The 24,379-nt window shown below is 65.6% G+C and carries 18 protein-coding genes; 8 read left to right on the forward strand and 10 right to left on the reverse strand.

The features are described 5' to 3' along the window. Positions 1 to 29 precede the first annotated feature (29 nt). Complete coding sequence (locus tag F2P46_RS16385) at positions 30 to 386, forward strand: antibiotic biosynthesis monooxygenase (protein ID WP_166891644.1); 357 nt, start codon at positions 30 to 32, stop codon at positions 384 to 386. Positions 387 to 555: 169 nt separating this feature from the next. Here F2P46_RS16385 and F2P46_RS16390 read toward each other — a convergent pair whose 3' ends face one another. Next, positions 556 to 720 carry a hypothetical protein gene (locus F2P46_RS16390; protein ID WP_166891646.1) on the reverse strand — a complete coding sequence of 55 codons (165 nt, stop codon included), beginning with the start codon at positions 718 to 720 and terminating at the stop codon, positions 556 to 558. A 374-nt stretch (positions 721 to 1,094) separates the two neighbouring features. Between F2P46_RS16390 and F2P46_RS16395 the strand changes: the two genes are divergently transcribed. Beyond that, positions 1,095 to 1,502: a hypothetical protein gene (locus F2P46_RS16395; protein ID WP_166891648.1), complete on the forward strand. Its 408-nt coding sequence runs from the start codon at positions 1,095 to 1,097 to the stop codon at positions 1,500 to 1,502. Positions 1,503 to 1,608: 106 nt separating this feature from the next. After that, the gene (locus tag F2P46_RS16400; RefSeq protein ID WP_229509323.1) at positions 1,609 to 3,375 is read left to right on the forward strand and encodes a GspE/PulE family protein; all 1,767 of its coding nucleotides are present in this window, start codon (positions 1,609 to 1,611) and stop codon (positions 3,373 to 3,375) included. A gap of 81 nt (positions 3,376 to 3,456) precedes the next feature. Here F2P46_RS16400 and F2P46_RS16405 read toward each other — a convergent pair whose 3' ends face one another. The 8 genes from F2P46_RS16405 to F2P46_RS16440 all read right to left on the reverse strand — a co-directional run bounded on the left by F2P46_RS16405 (position 3,457) and on the right by F2P46_RS16440 (position 8,996). Continuing rightward, positions 3,457 to 4,467 (reverse strand): inorganic phosphate transporter, encoded by a 1,011-nt coding sequence (locus F2P46_RS16405; RefSeq protein WP_166891652.1) that lies wholly within the window; start codon positions 4,465 to 4,467, stop codon positions 3,457 to 3,459. A gap of 11 nt (positions 4,468 to 4,478) precedes the next feature. Beyond that, positions 4,479 to 5,105: a DUF47 domain-containing protein gene (locus F2P46_RS16410; protein ID WP_054263945.1), complete on the reverse strand. Its 627-nt coding sequence runs from the start codon at positions 5,103 to 5,105 to the stop codon at positions 4,479 to 4,481. Positions 5,106 to 5,190: 85 nt separating this feature from the next. Beyond that, positions 5,191 to 6,576, reverse strand: coding sequence for a replicative DNA helicase (locus F2P46_RS16415; RefSeq protein WP_166891655.1), 1,386 nt, complete (start codon positions 6,574 to 6,576; stop codon positions 5,191 to 5,193). Between the two features lie 141 nt (positions 6,577 to 6,717). Beyond that, the gene (rplI, locus tag F2P46_RS16420) at positions 6,718 to 7,170 is read right to left on the reverse strand and encodes a 50S ribosomal protein L9 (RefSeq protein ID WP_166891657.1); all 453 of its coding nucleotides are present in this window, start codon (positions 7,168 to 7,170) and stop codon (positions 6,718 to 6,720) included. 26 nt (positions 7,171 to 7,196) lie between these two features. Further along, a complete protein-coding gene (rpsR, locus tag F2P46_RS16425) occupies positions 7,197 to 7,487 on the reverse strand; it encodes a 30S ribosomal protein S18 (protein ID WP_008450941.1) in 291 nt (96 codons plus the stop codon). Positions 7,488 to 7,521: 34 nt separating this feature from the next. Then, positions 7,522 to 7,815 carry a primosomal replication protein N gene (gene priB, locus F2P46_RS16430; protein WP_166891660.1) on the reverse strand — a complete coding sequence of 98 codons (294 nt, stop codon included), beginning with the start codon at positions 7,813 to 7,815 and terminating at the stop codon, positions 7,522 to 7,524. Positions 7,816 to 7,855: 40 nt separating this feature from the next. Further along, positions 7,856 to 8,260: a 30S ribosomal protein S6 gene (gene rpsF / locus F2P46_RS16435; protein ID WP_166891664.1), complete on the reverse strand. Its 405-nt coding sequence runs from the start codon at positions 8,258 to 8,260 to the stop codon at positions 7,856 to 7,858. 289 nt (positions 8,261 to 8,549) lie between these two features. Then, on the reverse strand, positions 8,550 to 8,996 hold the full coding sequence (locus F2P46_RS16440) for a DUF29 domain-containing protein (RefSeq protein WP_166891667.1): 447 nt from the start codon (positions 8,994 to 8,996) through the stop codon (positions 8,550 to 8,552). A 241-nt stretch (positions 8,997 to 9,237) separates the two neighbouring features. Between F2P46_RS16440 and lexA the strand changes: the two genes are divergently transcribed. Next, on the forward strand, positions 9,238 to 9,873 hold the full coding sequence (gene lexA, locus F2P46_RS16445) for a transcriptional repressor LexA (protein ID WP_166891669.1): 636 nt from the start codon (positions 9,238 to 9,240) through the stop codon (positions 9,871 to 9,873). Positions 9,874 to 9,907: 34 nt separating this feature from the next. Here the strand turns inward: lexA and F2P46_RS16450 are convergent, their stop codons facing one another. Further along, entirely contained in the window at positions 9,908 to 10,633 is a 726-nt protein-coding gene (locus F2P46_RS16450) for a sel1 repeat family protein (RefSeq protein WP_166891671.1), read from the reverse strand. A gap of 189 nt (positions 10,634 to 10,822) precedes the next feature. On the opposite strand from F2P46_RS16450, the gene F2P46_RS16455 reads away from it, so the two are divergent. The 4 genes from F2P46_RS16455 to F2P46_RS16470 are packed head-to-tail and all read left to right on the forward strand — an operon-like array spanning position 10,823 to position 24,357. After that, positions 10,823 to 14,521, forward strand: coding sequence for a WGR and DUF4132 domain-containing protein (locus tag F2P46_RS16455; RefSeq protein ID WP_166891673.1), 3,699 nt, complete (start codon positions 10,823 to 10,825; stop codon positions 14,519 to 14,521). Further along, positions 14,512 to 17,220: a DUF4132 domain-containing protein gene (locus F2P46_RS16460; RefSeq protein WP_166891675.1), complete on the forward strand. Its 2,709-nt coding sequence runs from the start codon at positions 14,512 to 14,514 to the stop codon at positions 17,218 to 17,220. The genes F2P46_RS16455 and F2P46_RS16460 overlap by 10 nt, the downstream gene beginning before the upstream one ends. Before the next feature lie 27 nt (positions 17,221 to 17,247). Further along, the gene (locus F2P46_RS16465; protein ID WP_166891677.1) at positions 17,248 to 20,673 is read left to right on the forward strand and encodes a DUF4132 domain-containing protein; all 3,426 of its coding nucleotides are present in this window, start codon (positions 17,248 to 17,250) and stop codon (positions 20,671 to 20,673) included. A 51-nt stretch (positions 20,674 to 20,724) separates the two neighbouring features. Continuing rightward, the gene (locus tag F2P46_RS16470) at positions 20,725 to 24,357 is read left to right on the forward strand and encodes a DUF4132 domain-containing protein (RefSeq protein ID WP_166891679.1); all 3,633 of its coding nucleotides are present in this window, start codon (positions 20,725 to 20,727) and stop codon (positions 24,355 to 24,357) included. Positions 24,358 to 24,379: the final 22 nt, after the last annotated feature.

Here is a 24,379-nt window from a genome sequence, read left to right on the forward strand (position 1 = left end):
AATTGCCGTTCACTATTACCAGGCACGCCATGTACGCTTCCACCTTCATTTTCGGCACCAAGGATCTCGACGACGAGTTTCATCAGCTCGACAAAACCATTGCCGAGGCGGCCAAGTCGCTGCCCGGTTACCTGGGTGAAGAAGCGTGGGAAAACCGCGCCACCGGCTTGTTTTCGAACGTGTACTATTGGGACAGCCTGGAAGCGCTGCAAGCGTTGATGCAACATCCGGCCCATCTGCAAGCCAAGGCGGCGCAGGCGAAGTGGCTGGACGGGTATCACGTGGTCATTTCCGAAGTGATTCGTACTTACGGAAATGCCGAACTGGGGCACAGGATGAACGTGCCCGCGAGCACTGCGCCGGGCGATGCCCACGCGGCGCAATGACGGCCGCGCTAAGTACCCGCGCAGAAATAAGTGTGAGTTTTTGGCGAACATAGCCGGATGCGATGCAAGGCGCCCGACGCGACGCAGTGCGAGCACTGCGAGCGGAGGGCAACGCCGCAGCGCGCCGGCTATGTTCGCCAAAAACTCACACTTATTTATGGGCGGGTACTTAGGCCGGCGGCAGCTTGTCCAACTGCATTACCGTGGTCAACAGCACAAACCCTGACAGCAGCCCGAGTATCACCGGCGGCACGCTTCCCCAGGCCAACCAGCTGCATACGATCAGCAAGGGCAGCACGATCGCACCGCGTTTACCGTTGGCGCCGATGCTCACCTTGCTTCCGCAGGCTGGACAAGCCCCCTGCTTGACGCGCGGGCGGCCGGGCCCCACAAGGAATATCCCGAGGGGGACCTGGCAATGGGGGCATGTGTATTTCATAAGCAATAAAGATGGAAGGTGAGTGGCGGAATTATCGCTCATGTCGCGCGTGCATCATACAGCGGGGTGAGCAGGCTCGAACCTGGCGCCCAGCATGTCCATAAACAAGGGCAAGAAAAATCTACCCGATGCGCAATGCCGTCCCGGCCGGCGGCATTGCGTGCCTCATCGCGCCCGGGCCAGGGCGGCGGCCGCCGTTTGACAGCAACGCCGCTACGGGGCTACTCTATCGATCCGGCCCGTTCCCCCGCTGCGGCGATCCGACCACCATGCTCCAGGCACCTCCTTTTCCGATCCGCACCGAATGTCCGCCTGGCGCCTGCGTGTGCCAGCGCGACGCCCTGCTGGCCGAGCCCGGCGGCGACACGCGCATCCTGCGCCTGACCCGCGAGGAAGAAAAGAAACTGCTCGCGCATATCGACGGCATCGCCAGCTACGTCGAACTGAACAAGCTGAGCGAGCGCCTGCGCAGTCAGCTCGGGGTGGTCTTGCAGATCACGCCCAGTCACAACGAGGTGAAAAGCGCGCGCGGCCTGAGCATTGTGCTGGAAGAACGGCCGGGCCTGTGCCGCAAGACCCGTCAGGCGGTCCCGAGCGCGATCCGGCGCTCGCTCGAGCGCCATCCGGACATCATCTACGCCATCCTCGACGCCCACGACTTGCTCGGCTCTAACTGACGCGCCTGGGCGATTCCGGTTCCGTCCGCACGCCTGAGCGAGGTCAAGCGCGGTGCCGCGGAATGTCCACATCATGGTGGCTTTCCAGCGCCATGACGGGGGCCGCATGCAAGCACACAGCAAGTACGACGCGCTGGTTCTGGACGCGCTCGTCTCCGCCGCCGAGCTCGAACAGGCACGGCACGCGGCGCATGCGGCCCTGCTCGACATCGAAGACGTGCTGGTGAGGGACTTGCATCTGCCCCTGGCGGCCATCGGCAACGCGCTGGCGCGCCATTTCGGGGTGCGCTACGAAGCGTTTGCGCCGGGGCGTATCAAACCCGTTTCCCTGCTCAAGAACCTCAAGGCCCAATACGTCGACGACAACCAGTGGCTGCCGCTCGACGAAGACAAGGACGGCTTGCTGGTGCTCGCGCTCGACCCGGAACGGGTGCGCGCCAGCCGCATCGTCAACCAGGTCTTCCCCAGGTCGAGCATCGTCTGGTGCGTCACCACGCGCGCCGAATTCCGGCGCACGGTCGACCAGTTCTTCGGCACCACCGCGCGCAGCGACGGCAGCTCCCTGCGCGAAGTCTTGTCCGGCATGACGCACGACGCGAACGACAGCGAAGACACCCGGCCGGTCTCGCAGGCGGTGGAAAATGAACTGGTCAAGCTGGTCAACAAGGTGATCATGGACGCCTGGCGCCAGGGCGCGTCCGACATCCACATCGAGCCGCTGCCCGGCAAGGGGCGCACCGCGATCCGCTTTCGCAAGGATGGCGCGCTGGCGCCCTACATCGACATCCCGGCCGGCTACCGCAACGCCCTCGCCGCGCGCGTGAAGATCATGTGCGACCTCGATACGTCCGAGCGGCGCAGGCCGCAGGATGGCAAGATCAGCTTTGGCAAGTACGGCCCGCTCGACATCGAATTGCGCGTGGCGACCATTCCGTCGGCCGGCGGGGTGGAGGACATCGTCATGCGCATCCTGCCGGCCGGCGACGCCATGGCGCTCGACCAGTTGGGCGTGCTGCCGCATAACCTGGCGCGCCTGCTGGCGGCGATCGGCAAGCCGCACGGCCTGTTCTTCGTGTGCGGGCCGACCGGTTCGGGCAAGACCACCACCCTGCACTCCCTGCTGGCGCACCTGAACACGCCCGACACCAAGATCTGGACCGCCGAAGACCCGGTCGAGATCACGCAAAAGGGCTTGCGCCAGGTGCAGGTCAACCGCAAGGCGGGGCTCGACTTCGCGACCGTGATGCGGGCCTTTTTGCGGGCCGACCCGGACGTGATCATGGTTGGCGAAATGCGCGACCGCGAAACGGTCGGCATCGGCATCGAGGCGTCGCTGACCGGGCACCTGGTGCTGGCCACCCTGCACACCAACAGCGCGCCGGAATCAATCGTGCGCCTGCTCGACATGGGCATGGACCCGTTCAACTTCGCCGATGCGCTGCTCGGCGTGCTGGCGCAGCGCCTGGCCAGGCGCTTGTGCGGCGCGTGCAAAGAAGCCTACCAGCCCGACGCGGCCGAAATGGCGCAACTGGCCGGCGAGTACTGCGCCGAAGTTGCCCACGCCGGCGCGGCGCCCGACACGGTGCTGGCCGCCTGGCGCGCGCGCCATGCCGATGGCGAGGGGCGCTTCACCTTGTACCGCGCGCGCGGCTGCGCCGGGTGCAATGGCGGCTACCGGGGCCGGATCGGCCTGCACGAACTGATGATCGGCTCGGACCACATCAAGCGCCTGTTGCAGGAGCGCAGCCGGGTCGCGCTGCTGCTCGCCGCCGCCCTCGATGAAGGCATGCTGACCCTGAAAATGGACGGCATCGAGAAGGTCTTGCTGGGCCTGACCGACCTGCGCACGGTGCGCCAGGTGTGCATCCGTTAGCGCCGGACGAAAGTTAGCGCCGGACGAAATAAAAGACCGCCGGTCGGAACGGGCGGTCTTGCTTGCCGGGGCGCGTGCCCCTTACATGATGTGGGTACCGATCCACCATGCCACCGCCGCCATGAAGGCCGACGCCGGAATCGTGAAAATCCAGGCCCATACGATATTGCCGGCCACGCCCCAACGCACCGCCGACATCTTCTGCGACGCCCCCACGCCGACGATGGCGCCGGTGATGGTGTGCGTGGTCGATACCGGAATACCGAAAAAGCTCGACATGATCAAGGTGATCGCGCCGCCGGTTTCGGCGCAAAAGCCGCCTACCGGTTTGAGCTTGGTGATCTTCTGGCCCATGGTCTTGACGATGCGCCAGCCGCCGAACAAGGTGCCGAAGCTGATCGCCGCGTAGCACGAAATGATCACCCAGCTTGGCGGGGTGGGGTCGGCCGGGTTGCAGTAACCGCTGGCGATGAGCAGCATCCAGATGATGCCCATGGTTTTTTGCGCGTCGTTGCCGCCGTGGCCCAGGCTGTACGCGGCCGCCGAGAACAACTGCGCGCGGCGGAACCAGGTATCGACCTTGCGCGGGGTCGACTTGACGAACACCCAGGCCACGATCAGCATGATGATCGAGCCGAGCGCAAAGCCGAGCAAGGGGGCGATCACGATGAAGATGACGGTCTTGAGCAAGCCGCTGCCGATCAGGGCGCCGGTGCCGGACTTGGCCACCGCCGCGCCCACCAGGCCGCCGATCAGCGCGTGCGAGGACGACGAAGGAATGCCGTAGTACCAGGTGATCAGGTTCCAGATGATGGCCCCGACCAGGGCCCCGAAGATGATGTACTGGTCCACCACCTTGGGATCGATGGTGCCCTTGCTCAGGGTGGCGGCGACGTGCACGCCCACCACGCCGATGGCAATGAAGTTGAACACGGCGGCCATGGCGACCGCGCTCTGCGGCTTGAGCACGCCCGTCGAGACGACCGTGGCAATCGCGTTGGCCGCGTCGTGGAAACCGTTCATGAAGTCGAACAGCAGCGCCAGGGCGATCAACATGCCGAGCACGTAAATGCTGATTTGGATATGTTCCATGCTGGCGCCGCTTACGCGTTTTCGACGATGATGCCTTCGATGATGTTGGCAACATCCTCGCAGCGGTCGGTCACGGTTTCGAGGATCTCGTAGATCGCCTTGAGCTTGATCAGGTTGCGCACGTCCGGTTCATCGCGGAACAGTTTCGACATGGCGGCGCGCATCACATGGTCGGCGTCGGACTCGAGGCGGTCGATCTCTTCGCAGATGGCGACGATCTTTTGCGAGTTGTCCATGTTGTGCAGCAGGCCGACGGCTTGTTCGACTTTCTGGCAGCAGGCCAGGCACAGTTCGGCCAGGCGCTTCGCTTCCGGGGTCACCGCCTTGAGGTCGTACAGCGACACCGTCTGCGCTGCGTCTTCCATCAGGTCGAGGATGTCGTCCATGCGCGTGATCAGCTTGTGGATGTCGTCGCGGTCGATCGGGGTGATGAACGTCTTGTGCAGCATGTCGACCGTGGCGTAGGTGATCTTGTCGGCTTGCTTTTCGATGCTTTCGATCGCGTGGACGCGGTTTTCGAGGTCGTCGAAGTTGGTCATCAGGCCAACCATTTCATGCGCGCCCTTCACGCATAGTGCGGCGTGCTGGTTGAAGAGCTCAAAAAACTTGCCCTCGGTGGGCATCAGGCGTCCAAACATGGTTTCTCCGTTAAAGCGCGTTAAAGCGTGATTGCTACTGCGTGGTACTGCTGAAGGACGCCGCTCGTGGCGGCGCCGTTATGGGTTAGTCGCCCTGGTAGACCGCCAGGTTACCGCTGTAGTTACCGAACTTGGTGTACTGGCCGATCCAGGTCAGGCGGATCGAGCCGATCGGACCGTTACGCTGCTTGCCGATGATGATCTCCGCGGTGCCCTTGTCGGGCGAATCCGGGTTGTAGACCTCATCGCGATACAGGAAGATGATGACGTCGGCATCCTGCTCGATAGCGCCCGATTCGCGCAAGTCGGACATGATGGGGCGTTTGTTGGGGCGTTGTTCCAGCGAGCGGTTCAGCTGGGACAGGGCGATCACGGGACAGTGCAGTTCCTTGGCCAGCCCTTTCAGGCTACGCGAAATCTCCGAAATCTCGGAGGCGCGGTTGTCGCCCGGCTGGCTGCCCGTCATGAGCTGGATGTAGTCGATGATGATCAGGCCAAGCTTGCCGCACTGGCGCGACAGGCGGCGCGAGCGCGCGCGCAGCTCGATCGGGTTCAATGCCGGCGTCTCGTCGATGTACAACTGGGCGTCGTTCATCTTTTGAATCGCGTGCGTCAGGCGCGGCCAGTCTTCGTCGTTCAGGCGGCCGGTGCGCAGGCGGTGCTGGTCGAGCTGGCCGACCGAGCCAAGCATACGCATGGCCAGCTGGGTGCCGCCCATCTCCATCGAGAAGATCGCGACCGGCAGGCCCGCTTCGATGGCGACGTTCTCGCCGATGTTGACCGAGAAGGCGGTCTTGCCCATCGACGGACGGCCGGCCACGATCACCAGGTCGCCCGGCTGCAGGCCGGACGTCATGCGGTCGAGGTCAATGAAGCCGGTCGGCACGCCGGTGATTTCGCTCTGGTTGTCGCGGCTGTAGAGTTCATCGATGCGCTCGACCACTTGGGTCAGCAGCGGCTGCACCGCGATCCAGCCCTGCGAGCCGCGCGCGCCCTGTTCGGCGATGGCGAAGATCTTGGACTCGGCTTCGTCGAGCATCTGCTTGACTTCCTTGCCCTGCGGGTTGAACGCATTGCCCGAGATTTCGTCGGCCACGGTGATCAGTTTGCGCAGCACGCCGCGGTCGCGCACGATCTCGGCGTAGCGCCGGATGTTGGCCGCCGACGGCGTGTTCTGCGCCATCGCGTTCAGGTACTGCAGGCCGCCCACATCTTCGGCCTTGGCGATGTTGCTGAGCGCCTCGAACACGGTGATCACGTCGGCCGGTTTCGACTGGTTGATCAGCTTGACGATCTGCTCGAAGATGATGCGGTGATCGTAGCGATAGAAGTCGTCCGCATGCATCATGTCGGCAATGCGGTCGAACGCGGCGTTATCGCGCAGCAAACCACCGATCACAGATTGTTCTGCTTCGATGGAATGGGGCGGGATGCGGAGGGCGTCGAGCTGCGGATCGGATGGTGCGTTCATGGCGCGAATTATACCTGCTTCGGGTCAACTGGCTGACATAATTGGGGAGATTTGGACGTAAAAAAAGCCGGGAAGACCCGGCTTTTTCGTAGTTGCATTGCAAGCATGATGCCTGCAATGCAACAGTGTGACATGCGCTACTTAAGCAGCTTCGCCAACAACAGCGATCGTGATCTCGGCCACGACGTCGGTGTGCAGAGCGACTGCAACAGCGTGTTCGCCAGTCGTTTTCAGCGGGCCGGTAGGCATGCGTACTTGCGATTTTTCTACAGCGAAGCCCGCTTTCGTCAGCGCTTCAGCGATGTCGAAGTTGGTGACCGAACCGAACAGACGGCCATCGACGCCCGCTTTTTGAGCGATCGAGATGGTCATGCCGCCCAGCTTGTCGCCTTGGGCCTGGGAAGCGGCCAGCTTGGCAGCTGCTGCTTTTTCCAGTTCGGCGCGCTTGACTTCGAATTCAGCGACAGCCGATGCGGTAGCACGGCGAGCCATGCGTTGCGGGATCAGGAAGTTACGTGCGTAACCGTCTTTGACTTTAACAACATCGCCCAGGTTGCCGACGTTAACAACTTTTTCCAACAGAATGATTTGCATAGAGTTCTCCAGTTTATCCGCAGCGATTAAGCGTGGTGCAGATCGGTGTATGGCAGCAGCGCGAGGTAGCGGGCGCGCTTGATTGCGGTGTCAACCTGGCGCTGGTAGTGCGCTTTGGTACCGGTCAGGCGTGCTGGCATGATCTTGCCGTTTTCCTGGACGAAGTCTTTCAGGGTGTCTACGTCTTTGTAGTCGACCTGTTCAACGTTTGCTGCGGTGAAGCGGCAGAATTTCTTACGCTTGAACAGTGGGTTCTGTTGTTTGCGCTTTTCTTTAAGCTTGAGCTTGTTCTTGTCGAATTTTTTACCGAATGCCATTTGAGGCTCCTGTATCTAAAAATGTGCTGACGCCTCAGGCGGCGGCACAGAAATCAATGATGTGAAACACCAGGCTTTTGCTGCTGCGGTTCTTCTTGGCCAGAAATCCCGTGAACTGATGAACGGCGCCCAATTCGGCCTGGCTGAATCGTCCCGAAATCTCGCCCGCGGCAAGCGCGGTGATGTCGAATTCGACCAACCTGGCAACCCCTGCTTCCATCTGCTGCGAACTGTGCATCAGGGTGGCGGTCACGATGGGCACGCCGGCCGGGGTGTAGCGCAATACGTCGCGCTCGCAAATCTGGGCTACGAACTGGAGTTGATTCACCGAGGTGAGGTCATTCGCGTTCAGGGAATCTTGTCAACAATTACGCTGCTGCGGCTGGAGCTGGCGCTGGCGCGGCTGCAGGAGCAGGCGCTTCAGTGCGGTGGCTCTTGGCTGCGTCTTCACGTTGTACCGATTTCATCATCGGCGACGGCGTGGTTTCAGCCTTCTTCATCTTAACGGTGAGGTGACGCAGCACGGCATCATTGAATTTGAACGCGGTTTCGAGTTCCACGAGGGTCTCGTTGTCGCATTCGATGTTCAGGCAGATGTAGTGCGCTTTTGGCAGCTTCTGGATCGAGTAAGCCATCTGACGACGGCCCCAGTCTTCAACACGGTGAACCGAACCGCCGCGCGTGGTTACGCTGGCTTTGTAGCGTTCGATCATCGCCGGGACTTGCTCGCTTTGGTCCGGGTGGACGATAAAAACGATTTCATAATGACGCATGCATAACTCCTTAGGGACGTTTAAACAAATGCCCACCTCGGCGTCAAGACGAGTGTGGGAAGGGAAAGCCGGCGATTATAGCGTGAAGTGGGGCAACAAGCAACACCTGAATTACCCTGGACCATCATGCGACGGGCACGGCGGTCGCTTTCTCGCAGATAGATACCGGGCAGCGGCGCTCACGCCTGCAGTGCGAGCAGCGACGTCGACAACGCTCATACGCCGGGCTGGTCCGCCGTGGCGCCCTTGGCATGATCCCCACGCATCCCAGGCAGGCGGACCCGTCCCGTCACGGCACGAAGTCGTCGTCGCGCAATTGTTGCACGCTATAGGGTAAAGCCAATGGAAATCCGTTTCTGGATAGACCGGTTTCCCTGGCGGCCATGCGCCTGGCCCGCGCATAGCGTTGCTGGGCCACGTGTGCGATGGTCGGAACCAGACTCGGACTTTCGCGCACGAGCTCGTCGATCTGGCCACGCTGGTGGTCGATCGTATTGAGCCAACTGGGCGACTTGTGGCTGGGCTGAAACTGGCATTCAAGCAGATGCATCATCAGCACTTCCAGGCGACTTCCCAGCTCCCTGCGATGATGGCCCACCATGGCTCTCAGCTCCTCTATCAGATGATGAACGTCAAGCTGATCGAACTGCCTTGCACTTAACAAACTCGCCTGCTGCTCGACCCACAGTACGAAGTCGTCCTCATATTCAACAGGTGGTACCGTGAGACGGTCCATGACATCACTCCTCTATCGAGCCCCCTATCGTTGTCGCGCTACGGCAGAATGCCTTGCCGAACAATTGCTGCGCCGTCACCCTGCGCCTTGACGTCCCTGCTTCGCACCGCGAGGGGCGTCCTCTTCTCGATGTTGGACAGCCGCTGTCGCAAATAATTCCCCATTCCGCTAATTAACCCTTGCATTGCGCGAAATACTGTACAAAAATACAGTCTGTCCATATACACAGTCCCGCACATCGATGATCAAGCTCACACCACGGCAAGAACAAATCCTCAACCTGATCAAGGATGCGATCGAGAACACGGGCTTTCCTCCGACCCGTGCCGAGATCGCCAATGAACTGGGCTTCAAGTCGGCCAACGCGGCCGAAGAGCACCTGCAGGCGCTTGCGCGCAAGGGCGCCATCGAAATTTCGCCGGGCACCTCGCGCGGCATCCGCCTGATCGGCGCGAGCGTCGACGCCATTCCCATGCCGCCGCCGAACCTGCTCATGTCGCTGCCGCTGGTCGGGCGCGTGGCCGCCGGTTCGCCCATCCTGGCGCAGGAACATGTGGAAGCGACCTACAGCGTGGACCCGGCGATGTTTTCCTCGCGGCCCGATTTCCTGCTCAAGGTGCGTGGCTGGTCGATGCGCGACGCCGGCATCATGGATGGGGACTTGCTGGCCGTCAAAAAGGTCGACAGCGCCAAGAATGGCCAGATCGTGGTGGCCCGCATCGGTGACGACGTCACCGTCAAGCGCTACAAAAAGACCGGCTCGCTGATCGAACTGCTGCCCGAAAACCCGGACTTCAAGGTCATCCACGTCGATCCGGCAAGCGACGATTTCGCGCTCGAAGGCCTGGCGGTGGGCTTGATGCGCAGCTGGAACTGAGGGCGCGGGCGCAGCCTGGCTGCGCCCGCCTGGTTCAGTCGCCCTTGCGCGGCGCGGTTGCGGCCGCATCGGTCACGATGCGGTTGTGTTCCTTGATATAAGCGTCGGTGGCGCTGCGCCAGGCGCCGAAGTCGGCCAGCACCAGCTTGGCCGAGACCTTGGCGTTTTCGGCGATGCCGGCATACACGCCTTCCAGGTGCAGGCGCGACTGCTCGGTTTCTTCCTTGGTCAAGAGGTCGGCGATGTCCTTGGGAATGCGCTTGGTCAGCGGGCTCGCTTCGTTCAGGTTGCGCACGAAGGCGTTGTAGCAATCCTGCCAGGCGTCGACCTTGGCCGACACGCTCTCGATGTCGTCGTTCTGCTTCGACATGGTCGGAATGCGCGGCGCCGGACAGCGGAACTGCCCTGCGCTGAGCTCGGCGCCATCGTATTTGGATATCCAGTAATCGAGCTCGGCGCGCCGCGTGTCGCGCTTTTTGATCATCTCGAGCGAGCCGGCGGCGGTCTTGTTGCCCTTGGCCGCCGATTTCTTGAACCAGGCTTCGGCCTTGGCCAGGTCCACCGTCCCCGCCTCGCCGTAAAAATACATTTCGCCCATGTGCAATTGAGCTTCGGCATTGCCGGCATTAGCCAGTTTGGTGTAGAGCTGCAGCGCTTGCGGATAGGACTTTTTCGCGAACAGGGCGTTGGCGTCGGCCAGCTCGTCCGCTTGCGCCACGCCGCCCAGCATCAATGCCAGGCAAAACAGGGTTTTCTTCATTGCATGTCTCACGATGGGATGTCCGGATGCGCATCATAACCGGATTGGCGCGGCTCGACAGGGGCACCGCTTTGCCGTAAAGTATCATTTTTTACAACATTTGTCATTACTTATGAGCAAGCGAAACACGTGCGCGGCGCGCGCCGGCAGCCGGTTCCCCCTTCCCTTCACGCTCGCTTAGGACGCCCAATGCGACGTTTCGAATGTTGCGAAGGCGCGTCCAACAAATTCTGGGAAGTCGGGCAGGATGGCTGCGATGTCCATGTCCGCTACGGCAAGGTGGGCACGGCGGGACAAGGGCAAACCAAGACCCATCCGGACCACGCCACGGCGGTGGCGGCAATCGACAAACTGATTCGCGAAAAGACCGGCAAGGGCTATGCCGAGACCGGCGCCGCGCAGCCGCTGGCAGCTGTGCATCCGGCGCCGCCCGCCCCCGCTGCCCCGCCGGCCCCGCTCCCCATCGCGCCCGCCATCGCCGTGCCAGGCGGTTCGGCGCCCTGGCTGGCGGTCGAGCCGCTGGTCGACATGTCGCCCGAACTAGCAGCGCTGGCAATGCCGTCGCGCCGGTTTCCCGGCATAGCGCGCGCCATCGACGCCGGCGCATGCTGGAACGACTTCAAGCCGGTCACCCGCCATTGCATATTCAGTGCGGAGCTCTCCGATCCCGTGTACCGCGAAGCCGTGACCGAAACCATCGGGCGTATCGCCCAGGACCGGCGGCGCGGTTCGCCCATGTCGGACGCCATCATGATGCTGCTGGAAGCGAATACGGGTTCCGGCTACGACGAGGTGCACACCAGCGCCTTCACCGACTTCCTGGTGAGCGACAGAGGCTTGCCCTACGCCGTCGCAGTGTTTCTGCAGCGGCTGGGAATGATCCTCGACCAAGAGCGCGATCCCTCCGGCCTGGCGTACGCCATCAGCGCCGACGTGGACAATAGCGGCTACAGCTGGTTAAACGGCGGCTACCGCGAGGTCGACATACTGTTGCGTGAGCACCTGGCGCAGGCGAGCGAGGAGGACTGGAATGACTGCGTGCGGTCGATGCGGCAGGCCGCACCATCGCTGCCCGACTGGCGCCGTCCCATGCTGGCCATCCTGCTGCCCGATGCGCCGGACCTGGCCAACGAACTGACCCTGGGCACACAGTCGCCGGAAGGCCAGCCACCCGCCCCCTGGTTCGAACAATACGAGTGGTTCAAGGCCTACGCCACATCGGACGCCGCCCTCAAGGCGTTGCGCCGCTGGCCCAAGGCGGCAAGCTGCGGTGAGTACAACATCGGCAAATCGGCCAGGCACGTGGCCACCGTGGTGCGCGACCGTGGCGCTGGCGCGGTCGCGCTCCTGGCCCCGCACGCCATCTACGAGGAGGCCTCGAACGGGCTCAGTTGCATCGGCACGTACGAAGCGATGACGGCGCTGGCGCTTGAAACACTGGGCAAGTCGTATTCGTCCGCGCGTTTTGACGCTGCGGCCGCGCGCTGGCCGCAAGCGGCGATGGCCGTGTTGAGCGAACTGATCGCCAGGGACGGCTGCGGACCGCATTTCGCACGCTGCGCGCTGGCCGAGGTGCTCGCCAGCAGCGCCCACATGGTCCCGGCGTTCAAGCCGTGGCTGTCGGCAGGTGCGTGGAAGGTACTGTCGAACGCCGCCGCGCGCTACCTGGGCGTGCCGGACATCGCCGACGCGGCCGACCTGCCACCGGTGCTGGTCAACCCTCCCTGGAAGAACCCATCGAAAAAGTCGACCTGCGCAGCCGCGCTGGCGCTGGCCCCGATGCCCCTGGCGCCGGTCGAACGCTGGAGCGCGCAGCAGCGCGAACAGCTGGGCAAAGAGACCCGCCGCATTCACTACCACGGCCCGGCTACGCCGTTTGCCGAGGCCGCCATCGCGGCCGGCGACGCCGATGCGCTGATCGCGGCATGGCGCGCCAGCACCGGCTCCTACCATCCACCGGAAGAAGGCGCGCGCCTGATCGCGGCGCTGCCGGCGCCACTTAACGCCCAGGTCTGGAACGCGCTGGCCACCACCGACATCAACCACCCGGCCTGCGCCATCGCCGCCACGGGCCTGGCCGGCTTGCCCGCCCTGGTGCTCCTGGTCGCACAGCAGCCGGTCGATAACCTGGCCTACGCGCTGCACTTCGGGGCGGTCGAACTGGCAGCGCCGGTGGCGCGTGCCTACGCCATGCCCAAGCCGAAAAAGATGATCGCCAGCGCGCGCAACTGGCTGCTGCGCAATCCGGAACATGCCGCCTGTGGCCTGGCCGCCGCCGCCCTGGGCGAAGCGGGCGCGCCGCGCGAGCAGGCGCGCCAGGCCCTGCGCATGCTGGCCGGCGCCGGCCATGACGGCGTGCTGATGGACGTCGCCGCCCGCTATGGCGACGCCGCCGTCACCGACGCCATGCGCGCCATGCTCGATGAAGATCCGCTCACGCTGCATCCGTCCAGGATCGGCAAGTTGCCATTGTTTTGGGACCCGCTCGGATGGACCCGCCCTCTCTTGGCCAGCAACGGCAAGGCGCTGCCCGACGCGGCGCTCGACATCATCGGCGCCATGCTGCGCTTCCCCCACACCGACCGCATTTACGCCGGCGTGACCCAGCTCAAACAGGCCTGCACGCCGGACTCGCTGGCCGATTTCGCCTGGGAGCTGTTTCGCGCCTGGGTCGAACGGGGCGGCGAAACCAAGGAAAACTGGGCGTTTTACGCGCTCGGCATGCTTGGCAACGACAACAGCGCGCGCATGCTCGCGCCGCTGGTGCGCGCCTGGCCCGGCGAAAGCCTCAACGCGCGCGCGGTGGTGGGCCTGGACGTGCTGGCCATGATCGGCAGCGACACCGCCCTGATGCTCCTGCACGGGATCGCCCAAAAGGTCAAGTTCAACGCACTGCGGCACCACGCATACGACAAAATCGGCGAGATCGCCGCATCGCTCGAACTGAGCACCGAAGAACTGGAAGACCGCCTGGTGCCCGACCTGGACCTGGACGAACACGGCGAAATGCAGCTCGACTTCGGCCCGCGTCAGTTCCGCGTCGTCTTCGACGAGGCGCTCAAGCCCTGCCTGCGCGATGCGCAGGGCGCGCGCCTGGACGAGCTGCCCAAGCCGAAAAAGACCGACGACGCGGAGCTGGCGACGGCCGCCGTGGCGCGCTACAAGCTGCTCAAGAAGGATGCGCGCAGCATCGCCGCCCAGCAGGTGCTGCGCCTCGAACAGGCAATGTGCGGGCAGCGGCGCTGGACGACGCAAGCCTTCCGTGACTTCCTGGCCGGCCACCCGCTGCTGCGCCATCTGGTGCAGCGCCTGGTGTGGGGCGCGTATGACAGCGACGGCAAGCTGCTGGCCAGTTTTCGCGTCGCGCCCGACGGCGGCTACACCGACCATGCGGACGACGCCTTTGCCCTGGCGCCGGGCGACGATATCCGGATCGGCATCCCGCACCCGCTCGAATTCGACCCGGCCGTCCTGGCCGCCTTCGCCCAGCTGTTCGCCGACTACGAACTGCTGCAGCCGTTTGCCCAACTCGCGCGCGACACGCACACGCTCACGCAGGCCGAGCGCGACGGCAAGGCGCTGGCGCGCTGGGACGGCGCCGTGGTCAGCACCGGGCGCCTGCTTGGCCTGGTCGAGCGGGGCTGGCACCGCAACATCGGCAGCGGCGGCGAGACGGTCGAATTTTCAAGGTGGTTCGGTCGGGGCAAACTGGCGCACCTGCACATCGCGCCGGGACTGACGGCAGGCTTCATCCACGGTGACGAAGAACAGACGTTGGTCAGGCTGGTTCTCGAACACTACCGCGTCGAAGAGGACGCGCGCCTGTGCGCGCTCGACCCGATCGATGTCAGCGAATTTATCCGGGTAATGGAGCAATTATGCGCGTGACGCCCCCGTCCGATTCCATCGCGCCATGGCTGGCGGCCGGCGCGCTGGCCGACATGCCGCCCGAACTGGCCGCGCACGCCCTGCCCTCGCGCCGCCACCCCGGTCCACCGTCTTGCGCGACCAGCAGGGAGCGATGGGTGCTGTTCCTGACCCGGATGCGCGAAAACTGCACACTGCAAGCGGGCGGCGACTGCGCGCACCAGCCGGCCGTGATCGACACCATCGAGCGCCTCGCCAAGCGCAGGCAGCTTGGCACGCCCGAAACCGATGCGGTCCTGCTGGCGATGGAAAAAATTAACGAAAAAAGGCGGCCGGCGGCCGAAGGCTGTCCTTTTCTCGACGTGCTGGTGGCGGACAAGGGTCTGCCGTATGCCTTCGACATCATGCTCCGGGCGCAGCGCCTATGCCTCGAACCGGCTGCCGGCCCCGATAAAAACGGCTATGAAGTGCACGCCAACACCGACGGCGCCCGCCAGCCCTATGGCATCACCGACCTGGCGCTGCGCGCCCACCTGGCGCACGCCCCGCAACAGATCTGGGAAGAATGCGTCGGCATGGCGCGCGACGCGGCAAAGGAACTGCATACCAGCACCCGCCCGCTGCTGGCCGCGCTGCTGCCCGATGCGCCGGAACTGGCCAACGAACTGGCGCTGATGCTGCAGCCGGAAACGGACGACAAGGGGCGAGCGCAATGGTGCGGCAACTACGCATGGCTGATCGTCTACGCCAGCTCGCCCGAAGCACGGCGTGCGCTGCGCCTGTGGCCGCGCGGCGAGGCTCTGCGCGACGACAGCTTTCATCGATCGCCGCGCGCCGTCGCCACCGCATTGCAGGACCGTGGGACCGATGCTGTCGATGCGCTCAAGGACGGCGTAAGGTACGCGCAGACGGTACAGGCGCTGGCCTGCATTGGCACCCCGGAAGCGATCATGGCACTGGTGCAGGGCCACTGCGAGCTGCCGCCCGACTATCTGGCCGACGCCGGCCGGCGCTGGCCCGATGCCACCATGGCGGCGCTGAGCCAACTGATCGCCAGGGATCACTGCGGCCCTGAACGCGGGCGCCAGGTGCTGGCCGGCGTGGTGGCTACCCACGCGCACCGGGTAGCCGCCCTGCAGCCATGGATTCCGGCGCCGGCCTGGAAGGTGCTGTCGGTCGCCGCCGCGCAGTACATCACGATGCGCGACTGCGCCGCCGCCAGCGAACTGCCACCGGTGCTGGCCGCGCCATCATGGCCCGAGCCGGCCAGGAGCAGCAAGCTGCCGGCCTTCTGGACACCGCTGGTGTGGACCCGTCCCCTGCTGGCCGCCGGTGGCAAGGCGCTGCCCGATGACGCAATGGATGCGCTTGGCGCCATGCTGCGTGTCCCGCACCCTGATGGCGTGCACGCCGGCGTCACCCAACTCAAGCAGGCGTGCACGCCCGATTCGCTCGCCGATTTTGCGTGGGAGCTGTTCCGCGCCTGGACGGAGGACGGCGCCAGGGGCAAGGAAATCTGGGCTTTCCACGCACTCGGCCTGCTCGGCAACGACGAGAGCGCGCGCAGGCTTACCCGCCTGCTGCGCGTCTGGCCCGGCCAGGGCCTGCATGCGCGCGCCGTCGTCGGCCTGGACGTGCTCGCGCGGATCGGCAGCGACATCGCCTTGATGCTGCTCAACGGCGTCGCCCAAAAACTCAAGTTCAAGCCACTGCAGGACCGCGCCAGGGAAAAGATCGCGCAGATCGCCGACGTGCGCGGCCTGACGCGCGAAGAACTGCAAGACCGCCTCGCGCCCGACCTCGGCCTCGATGAACAAGGCACCCTGCTGCTCGACTTCGGTCCGCGCCAGTTCCATGTCGGCTTCGACGAAACGCTCACGCCATTCGCGCGCGCCGCCGACGGCACGCGCAGCGCCGACCTGCCCAAGCCGAAAAAGAGCGACGACGCCGATCTGGCGACGGCGGCGGTCAAGCGTTTCAACCTGCTCAAGAAGGATGCGCGCACCATCGCCGCCCAGCAGGTGCTGCGGCTGGAACTGGCCATGTGCGCGCAGCGGCGCTGGCCGGTGCAGGTGTTTTACGACTGCATGGTGAGGCACCCGCTGGTGCGCCACCTGGCCCAGCGCCTCGTGTGGGGCGTGTACGACGCCGCCGGCGGGCCGTTGCAGGCCTGCTTTCGCGTCACGCCCGAAGGCGCCCTGAGCGACGCGGCCGATAACGCCTTTACGCTGCCGCAGGGCGACGGCGCCGTGGTCGGCATCCCGCATGCGCTGCACCTGGCGCCGGCCGATGCCGACGCCTTCGCCCGGCTGTTCGCAGACTACGAATTGCTGCAGCCGTTTGTGCAGATCGGGCGCGACACACACCTCCTGGACGACGGCGAAGAAAAGCTTCAGGCGCTCGGTCGCTGGTACGGCAAGATGGTGCCGACCGGGAGCCTTCTCGGCCTGATCGAGCAGGGCTGGCGGCGCGGCCCGATGCAAGATGGCGGCGCGCTGCGGGAAATTGCCAGGGACCTCGGCGGCGGCTATACGGCGGTCCTGGACTTCGAGCCCGGCATCCTGGCCGGCATGCCAGGCGAGAACGCGCAGCAAACCCTGGGCTCCGTGGTGCTCTGGCGGCCCGGCCAGGACGGCATGCGCAACAGCGCGCCCTTGTCGTCGCTCGACGCGGTAATCGTCAGTGAGCTGATTGGCGAGATGGCGCGCTTATGCGCATGAACGAACACCGACCACACAAGGCAAACGATGCGGCAATCTGATACAAGCGGCGCCGTGGCGCCATGGCTCGACGTCGGCCCGTTGGTCGACATTCCCGCCGCACTCGCGGCCGAAGCGCTGCCCTCGCGCCGTTTTCCCGGGCCGGCGCCGCGCCCCGACACCGACGCCATCTGGGAGCGCCTCATAACTGCGGCGCGCCGCCACTGCGTGCTCGACCCGGCTGGCTCGGACGACCAACAGCTGGTGCGCGAGGCGGCGGCGCGCATCGCCAGCGGCGAACGGCGCGGCTCTCTGGCCTGCGACGCGGTGCTGCTCGCGGTCGAGCGTCATCTGAACTTCCCGTATCTTCCGCTCATTGGTGGCGCCTCCCTGATCGACGTGCTGGTCGCCGACCGGGGCCTGCCGCATGCGCTTGAAGCACTGATCGGCATGGAAGGCACCGCCATCGAGATGACCAGGGCTGGCTATGGCGTGCGCGCCGCATCCGACCAGCGCGGCTTCCTGCGTAACGACACCTACGACCCGACCGAGCTGACGCTACGCAGCTACCTGGCGCTCGCGCCCGACGACGTCTGGGAAGAATGCGTGCGCATCAGCCTCGCGGCGACAGAGCGTCTCTACACCTGTCGCCGCCCGCTGCTGGCGGCCTTGCTGCCCGATGCACCGCAGATTGCCGACGCCATCGCACTGACGCTGCAGCCGCCGCCAAGCTACTATGGACTGGACTGGCTGGCCCAATACGGATGGCTGCTTGCCTATTGCGGCTCGCCCGACGCGAGGAAGGCGATCCGCCAGTGGCGCCGCACCTGCCACGACGCCGATTTCGGCTTCTGCCGCTCGCGACAAGCGCTCGTGACGATCGTGCGCGATCGCGGCGTCGACGCGGTCGAGGCCTTGAGACTCGGACCGATGCGTGAAGAGGCGGCCGCCACGGCGCTGGCCTGCATCGGCACCACCGAGTCATTGACGGTGCTGGCGCTGGCGTGCAACGAAGGCGAGGCGCAGTGCGCGCGTTTCGCCCTTGCGACCGAACGCTGGCCGCAAGCGGCAATCGCCGTCCTGAGCGAATTGATCGCCAGGGATCACTGCGGTCCGGCGCGCGCGCGCCGGTTCTTGGCTGCGCTGGTCGCCCGCCACGCCGCCAGCGTGGCGGCGTATCAACCATGGCTCACGCCGCGCGCATGGCACGTGCTTTCCAACGCCGCCGCGCAGCACTGCACGGTGCGCGACTTCGCCGCCCCGGCCGACCTGCCGCGCATCCTCCTCAATCCGCCGTGGACTTCGGCGGCAAAAAAGGCCTCGCCCACGCTGGCGCTCGCGCCTTTGCCGCTGGCGCCGGCCATGCGCTGGAGCGAGGAGCAACGCGCCACATTAAGCAGGCAGCCACGTTATACCGTCACGTCCTACACCAATTACAGCGACCCGCTGATCTCGGCCGAGGCCACCGCCGGCGCGGAAGCGATCATCGCAGCCTGGCTGGCCTGCCTTGCCGGCGGCAAGCACCTCAACGACGCCGCCCGCATGATCGCCGACTTGCCCGCGCCGCTTAACGCGCAGGTCTGGAACGTGGTGGCGCAGGTCGAGGTCAACCTTCCCGGCTACGCGATTGCGGCGCTCGGCCTGGAAGGGCTGCCTGGCCTGGTGAGCATGGTCGAGCGGCGTCCGGCGCAGGACCTGGCGTACGCACACCACTTCGGCGCCGTCGAACTGGCCGCGCCGGTGGCGCGCGCCTGGGCCACCCTGAAACGCAAAGAACTGCGTGCAAGCGCCGGCAACTGGCTGCTGTCCAATCCGGAGCACGCCGCCTGCGGACTGATTGCAGCGGCGCTCGGCAAGCCAGGCGCTGCGCGTGACCAGGCGCGCGGCGCGCTGCGCCTGCTCGATGCGGCCGGCCATCGCGCGCTGCTGTCGGGCGTGGCCAGCCGCTACGGCCAGGCAGCCGTGACGAGCGCCATGCTCGCCATGCTCGACGAAGATCCGCTCGACCTGCACCCGGCAAAAATCGCCAGCCTGCCGTCGTTCTGGACGCCGCAACTGTGGACCCGCCCTCTGCTGGCAAGCAACGGCAAGGCGCTGCCCGACGCCACGCTCGACACCATTGGCGCCATGCTGCGCTTTCCGCATGCCGACGGCGTCTATGCGGGCGTGGCCCTGCTCAAAGAAGCGTGCACGCCGGATTCGCTGGCCGATTTTGCGTGGGAGCTGTTCCGCGCATGGGTGGAAGACGGCGCGCAGCCGAAGGAGAACTGGGCCTTTTTCGCGCTCGGCCTGATCGGCAACGACGACAGCGCGCGCAGGCTCGCGCCCCTGCTGCGCGCCTGGCCCGGCCAACAACTGAGCGCGCGCGCCATCGCCGGCCTGGACGTGCTGGCCCTGATCGGCAGCGATACCGCCCTGATGCTGCTCAACGGGATCGCGCAAAAAGTCAAGTTCAAGGCCTTGCAGGAGCGCGCCCGCGAAAAGATCGCCGTCATCGCCGACGCGCGCGGCTTGAGCGCCGAGGAACTGGAAGACCGCCTCGCGCCCGACCTGGACCTCGACGAACAGGGCGTGCTGCTGCTCGACTTCGGCCCGCGCCAGTTCCGCGTCGGCTTCGACGAAGCACTCAAGCCATGGGTGCGCGATACCGGTGGCACGCGCCTGCCCGACCTGCCCAAGCCGAAAAAGACCGACGACCCGGCCTTGGCGGCGGCGGCCCATAAACGCTACACGCTGCTCAAGAAGGACGCGCGCATGATCGCCGCGCAGCAGGTGCTGCGGCTGGAAATGGCGATGTGCGCGCAGCGGCGCTGGCAACGTCAGGTTTTCGTCGACTTCCTGGCCCACCACCCGCTGCTGCGCCACCTGGTCCAGCGCCTGGTCTGGGGCGTCTACAGCGTCGCCGGCGATGCGCTGCTGGCATGCTTCCGGGTCGCGCCGGACGGCACGTTCACCACGGCCAACGACGACGCTGTCGACCTGCCGCCCGACGACGCGGGCAAGATCGGCATCGTGCACGCGCTCGACCTGCCCGCCGCCGACGCCGACGCCTTCGCGCGCCTGTTCGCCGACTACGAACTGCTGCAACCGTTCGCGCAGATCGGCCGCGACACGCACCGGTTGGGCGTCGCCGAAGCGGGCCGGGAAGCCCTGGCGCGCTGGGACGGCAAGGTGGTCCCGAGCGGACGCGTCATGGGCCTGGTGAACAAGGGCTGGCGCCGGGGCCCGGTGCGCGACGGCGGCGGCATCCGCACCTTCACCAAGGCGCTCGACGCGGCCCACCTGGCCGAACTGCACATCACGCCGGGCCTGATCGCCGGACTCACCGGCGAATATCCGCAGCAGACCCTGGGCGAGGTACGGGTCGGGCGAGGCGACAACTGGGGCTGCATCGGCCAGCCGGTGGCGCTGTCCTCGCTAGATCCCGTGACGGCCAGTGAGCTGATACGCGACATGCACAATCTGTGCGCCTGAGACGGCGCGGACACCAGTAAACTTTCAGGACACATGATGCGGCGATTTGAATTGAGTGATGACGTTTCGAGCAAATTCTGGCAGGTCGACCAGGAAGGCAACGATCTTCATATCGGCTTCGGCAAAATCGGTAGCGCCGGCCAGCGCCAGTGCAAAAACTACGCCGACGAGGCCATGGCCAGCGCCGCGATGGAAAAGCTGATCCGCGAAAAAACCGCCAAGGGCTATGCCGAAATCGCAGCCGGCGAGGTGCTGGCGGTGGCGGTGAGCGCGCCGCTGGTGGCCAGTGCCGCCGGACCGGCCATCCTGTCGCCGGAACTGGCCGCGCACGCCCTGCCCTCGCGCCGTCACCCCGGGCCGCCTCCGAGCGCGGACGCCGACGCCAGATGGAATCTGTACCTGGAACGCGTGCGCCAGCACTGCGAGCTGCGTCCACGATCGAGGGGGTCGATTTACTTCGCCGCCGTCAACGAAGCCATCGAGCGTATTGCCAACGGCGGTCGGCGCGGCTCGGAAGCGTCCGACGCTATTTTGCTGGCGACCGAAAGCATTATCGCTGCCCGACTCGACCTCGCGCGCGACAATGCGCTCATCGACGTACTGGTGGCCGACAAGGGCCTGCTGTACGCCATGGAGATCGTGCTGCGCAGGCAGCGCTTTGTCATCTCGTACGACAGCATTGACGGCAAGGGCTTCTACCAAATTCACGATCCCGACACCTACGACGATGAGTTTTCCGGCGATACCGAACTGGCCCTGCGCACCCACCTCGCGCATGCGTCGCAAGACGTCTGGGAACAATGCGTGCAGATGGCGCGCAACGCCGCGCAAGGCCTGGACAGGCGCCGCCGCCCCTTGCTGGCGGCGCTGCTGCCGGATGTACCCGAGCTGGCCAACGAAATGGCCTTGATGTTGCCGCCGTATCGGGATAACCAGTCCATGTACTGGTCCGCCAACGATGCCTGGCTGATGGTGTACGCCACCGCGCCCGAGGCGCTTGAGGCGCTGCGCGCGTGGCCGTATCGGCCGATGGGACCTTTTCACGAGTCGCTCACCGCCGTGGCCTGCGCGATCCAGGATCGCGGGGACGGCGCGTTGGAGGCGCTCCAGGATGGCGTCGGCAAGGAAGCGGCGGCCCACGGGTTGGCCTGCATCGGCAGCGCGCCATCGATGACCGTGCTGGCACTGGGCTGCGACCAGGGCCAGACACCGTTCACGCAACTGTGCGCCGCCGGCCAGCGCTGGCCGGATGTGGCAATGACGGTGCTGAGCCAACTGATCGCGAAGGACCACTGCGGCCCCGCCCGCGCACGCCAGGTGCTGGCCAGCATCATGCCGGTCCATGCCGGCCGCGTTAGCGGCTTGAAGGCGCTGCTGCCCGCGCCGGCATGGAAGGTGCTGTCGGTAGCCGCCGCGCAGTTCATCACTGCGCGCGACTACGCCGCCGCGAGCGAACTACCCGCGGTGCTGGTCGACCCGCCATGGCACGCGCCCGCACGCAAGGAAGCGCCGCCGTTCGCGCTGGCGCCCTTGCCGCTGGCGCCGGTCGAAACCTGGAGCGAGGAAGAACGCCAGCGGTTGCGCGATGAATGGCGCAGTTTTCTCGGTTACATGACTACTTCGCCGGAGGCGCTGGCGCAGGCGGTGGACGCGGTAGCGGCGGCCGATACCGACGGCAGCCTGGCGCGCTGGGTCGACTGCCTGTTACCGGAGCGCGCGTTCCAGGGACGCACGCTGGAGATCCTCGCACTGCCCGCACCGGTCAACGCCAGGGTGTGGAACGCGCTGGCCGCCATGGGCATGGACCACCCCGGACAGGCCATCGCCACGCTCGGCCTGGCCACCCTGCCAGGACTGGTCGAGACCTGCATCCGCACCCCGGGCCAGCACATAGGCTATGCGCTGTACTTCGGCGCCGTCGAACTGGCGCTGCCGGTGGCGCGTGCCTACGCCACGCTCAAGGCGCGCGGCCTGGTCGCCACGGCGCGCGCCTGGCTGCTGCGCCATCCCGAACATGCGGGGTGCGGCCTGATTGCCGTGGCCTTGGGCCAGAGCGGCCCGCACCGCGACCATGCGCAGCGCGCCCTGCGCCTGCTGGCCGGCGCCGGCCAGCGCGAGTTGCTGATGACGGTCGCACGCCGCTACGATCAGGTTGAGGTCTGCGCGGCGCTAGGTAGCATGCTCGATGAAAGCCCACTGCAGCTGTTTCCCGCCAAAATCGGCAAACTGCCGCCGTTCTGGACACCGCTGGTCTGGGCCCGTCCCCTGCTGGCCGGCAGCGGCAAGGCCTTGCCCGACGCGGCGCTCGATGCGATCGGCATCATGCTGCGTTTTCCGCACAGCGACGGCGTGTATGTCGGCGTGACCGAGCTCAAACAGGCCTGCACCCCCGCCTCGCTGGCCGACTTTGCGTGGGAGCTTTTCCGCGCCTGGATCGAGGACGGCGCCAAACCGAAGGAGGACTGGGCCTTTTATGCGCTTGGCCTGCTCGGCAACGACGATAGCGCGCGCAAGCTCACGCCGTTGCTGCGCGCCTGGCCCGGAGAAAAACTGCACACCCGCGCCGTCGCCGGGCTGGACATCCTGGCGATGATCGGCACCGATGCGGCCCTGCTGCATCTCAACGGCATCGCGCAAAAGCTCAAGTTCAAGGCCTTGCAGGACCGCGCACAGGAAAAGATCGCCGCCATTGCCGAGGTCCGCGGCTTGAGCGCCGAAGAACTGGAAGACCGCCTCGCGCCCGATCTGGGCCTCGATGACCGGGGTACGCTGCTGCTCGACTTCGGGCCGCGCCAGTTCCGGGTCGGCTTCGATGAAGCGCTCAAGCCTTTCGTGCGCGACGAGCGCGGCGCGCGCCTGGCCGACCTGCCCAAACCGAAGCAGAATGACGATCCCGATCTGTCGGCGGCGGCGGTTGAGCGCTACAAACTGCTAAAGAAAGACGCGCGCACCCTCGCCGCGCAGCAGGTGCGGCGCTTGGAGAGCGCGATGTGCGCCCAGCGCCGCTGGCCGCGCCGGGTGTTCCTCGATTTCCTGGCCGGCCACCCACTGCTGCGCCATCTGGTGCAGCGCCTGGTGTGGGGCGTGTATGGCGCCGACGGCGCTTTGCTGGCCTGCTTCCGGGTCGACGTGGACGGCGCCTTCAGCGACGCCACCGACGACAGCTTTACGCTGCCGGACGGCGACGACACGCTGGTCGGCATCCCGCATGCGGTGGACCTGCCGCCGGCCATGGCCGCCGCCTTCGGCCAGCTGCTCGCCGACTACCAGCTGCTGCAGCCGTTCGCGCAGCTCGGGCGCGACACATATCGGCTGGACGCCGATGAAGAGGGCCTGCACGCCCTGGAGCGCTGGCGCAAAATCGTACCGACGGGCAGCGTGCTTGGACTGGTCATCCAGGGCTGGCGGCGCGGGGAAGCATGGGACGGCGGCGCGATCGGTGAATTTACCAAGATGCTCGGCGGCGGCTACATTGCCGAACTATGCATTTCGCCGGGTATCATTGCGGGCATGGCTAACGAAAGCGCGGAACAAAGGCTAGAGCAACTGGTGGTGCGGCATGGCGACGGGCCGGGCCGCATGGGCGGCAGCGTGCCACTGTCCTCGCTCGACGCGGCCATGCTCAGTGAGTTGATCAGCGATATGGAACGGTTATGCGCCGCCGAAGGCGCGCGTGCGATGTGAATTGAAGGACAGATGATGCGGC

It is taken from the genome of Massilia sp. CCM 8734, assembly GCF_011682155.1.
GTDB lineage: Bacteria > Pseudomonadota > Gammaproteobacteria > Burkholderiales > Burkholderiaceae_D > Telluria_A > Telluria_A rubra.

Excerpts from the sequence above, each read along its gene's own strand:
- F2P46_RS16385 (WP_166891644.1), top strand. The coding sequence starts at position 30 with ATGTACGCTTCCACCTTCATTTTCGGCACCAAGGATCTCGACGACGAG.
- F2P46_RS16395 (WP_166891648.1), top strand. The coding sequence starts at position 1,095 with ATGCTCCAGGCACCTCCTTTTCCGATCCGCACCGAATGTCCGCCTGGC.
- F2P46_RS16400 (WP_229509323.1), top strand. The coding sequence starts at position 1,609 with ATGCAAGCACACAGCAAGTACGACGCGCTGGTTCTGGACGCGCTCGTC.
- F2P46_RS16405 (WP_166891652.1), bottom strand. The coding sequence starts at position 4,467 with ATGGAACATATCCAAATCAGCATTTACGTGCTCGGCATGTTGATCGCC.
- F2P46_RS16410 (WP_054263945.1), bottom strand. The coding sequence starts at position 5,105 with ATGTTTGGACGCCTGATGCCCACCGAGGGCAAGTTTTTTGAGCTCTTC.
- F2P46_RS16415 (WP_166891655.1), bottom strand. The coding sequence starts at position 6,576 with ATGAACGCACCATCCGATCCGCAGCTCGACGCCCTCCGCATCCCGCCC.
- rplI (WP_166891657.1), bottom strand. The coding sequence starts at position 7,170 with ATGCAAATCATTCTGTTGGAAAAAGTTGTTAACGTCGGCAACCTGGGC.
- rpsR (WP_008450941.1), bottom strand. The coding sequence starts at position 7,487 with ATGGCATTCGGTAAAAAATTCGACAAGAACAAGCTCAAGCTTAAAGAA.
- rpsF (WP_166891664.1), bottom strand. The coding sequence starts at position 8,260 with ATGCGTCATTATGAAATCGTTTTTATCGTCCACCCGGACCAAAGCGAG.
- F2P46_RS16440 (WP_166891667.1), bottom strand. The coding sequence starts at position 8,996 with ATGGACCGTCTCACGGTACCACCTGTTGAATATGAGGACGACTTCGTA.
- lexA (WP_166891669.1), top strand. The coding sequence starts at position 9,238 with ATGATCAAGCTCACACCACGGCAAGAACAAATCCTCAACCTGATCAAG.
- F2P46_RS16450 (WP_166891671.1), bottom strand. The coding sequence starts at position 10,633 with ATGAAGAAAACCCTGTTTTGCCTGGCATTGATGCTGGGCGGCGTGGCG.
- F2P46_RS16455 (WP_166891673.1), top strand. The coding sequence starts at position 10,823 with ATGCGACGTTTCGAATGTTGCGAAGGCGCGTCCAACAAATTCTGGGAA.
- F2P46_RS16460 (WP_166891675.1), top strand. The coding sequence starts at position 14,512 with ATGCGCGTGACGCCCCCGTCCGATTCCATCGCGCCATGGCTGGCGGCC.
- F2P46_RS16465 (WP_166891677.1), top strand. The coding sequence starts at position 17,248 with ATGCGGCAATCTGATACAAGCGGCGCCGTGGCGCCATGGCTCGACGTC.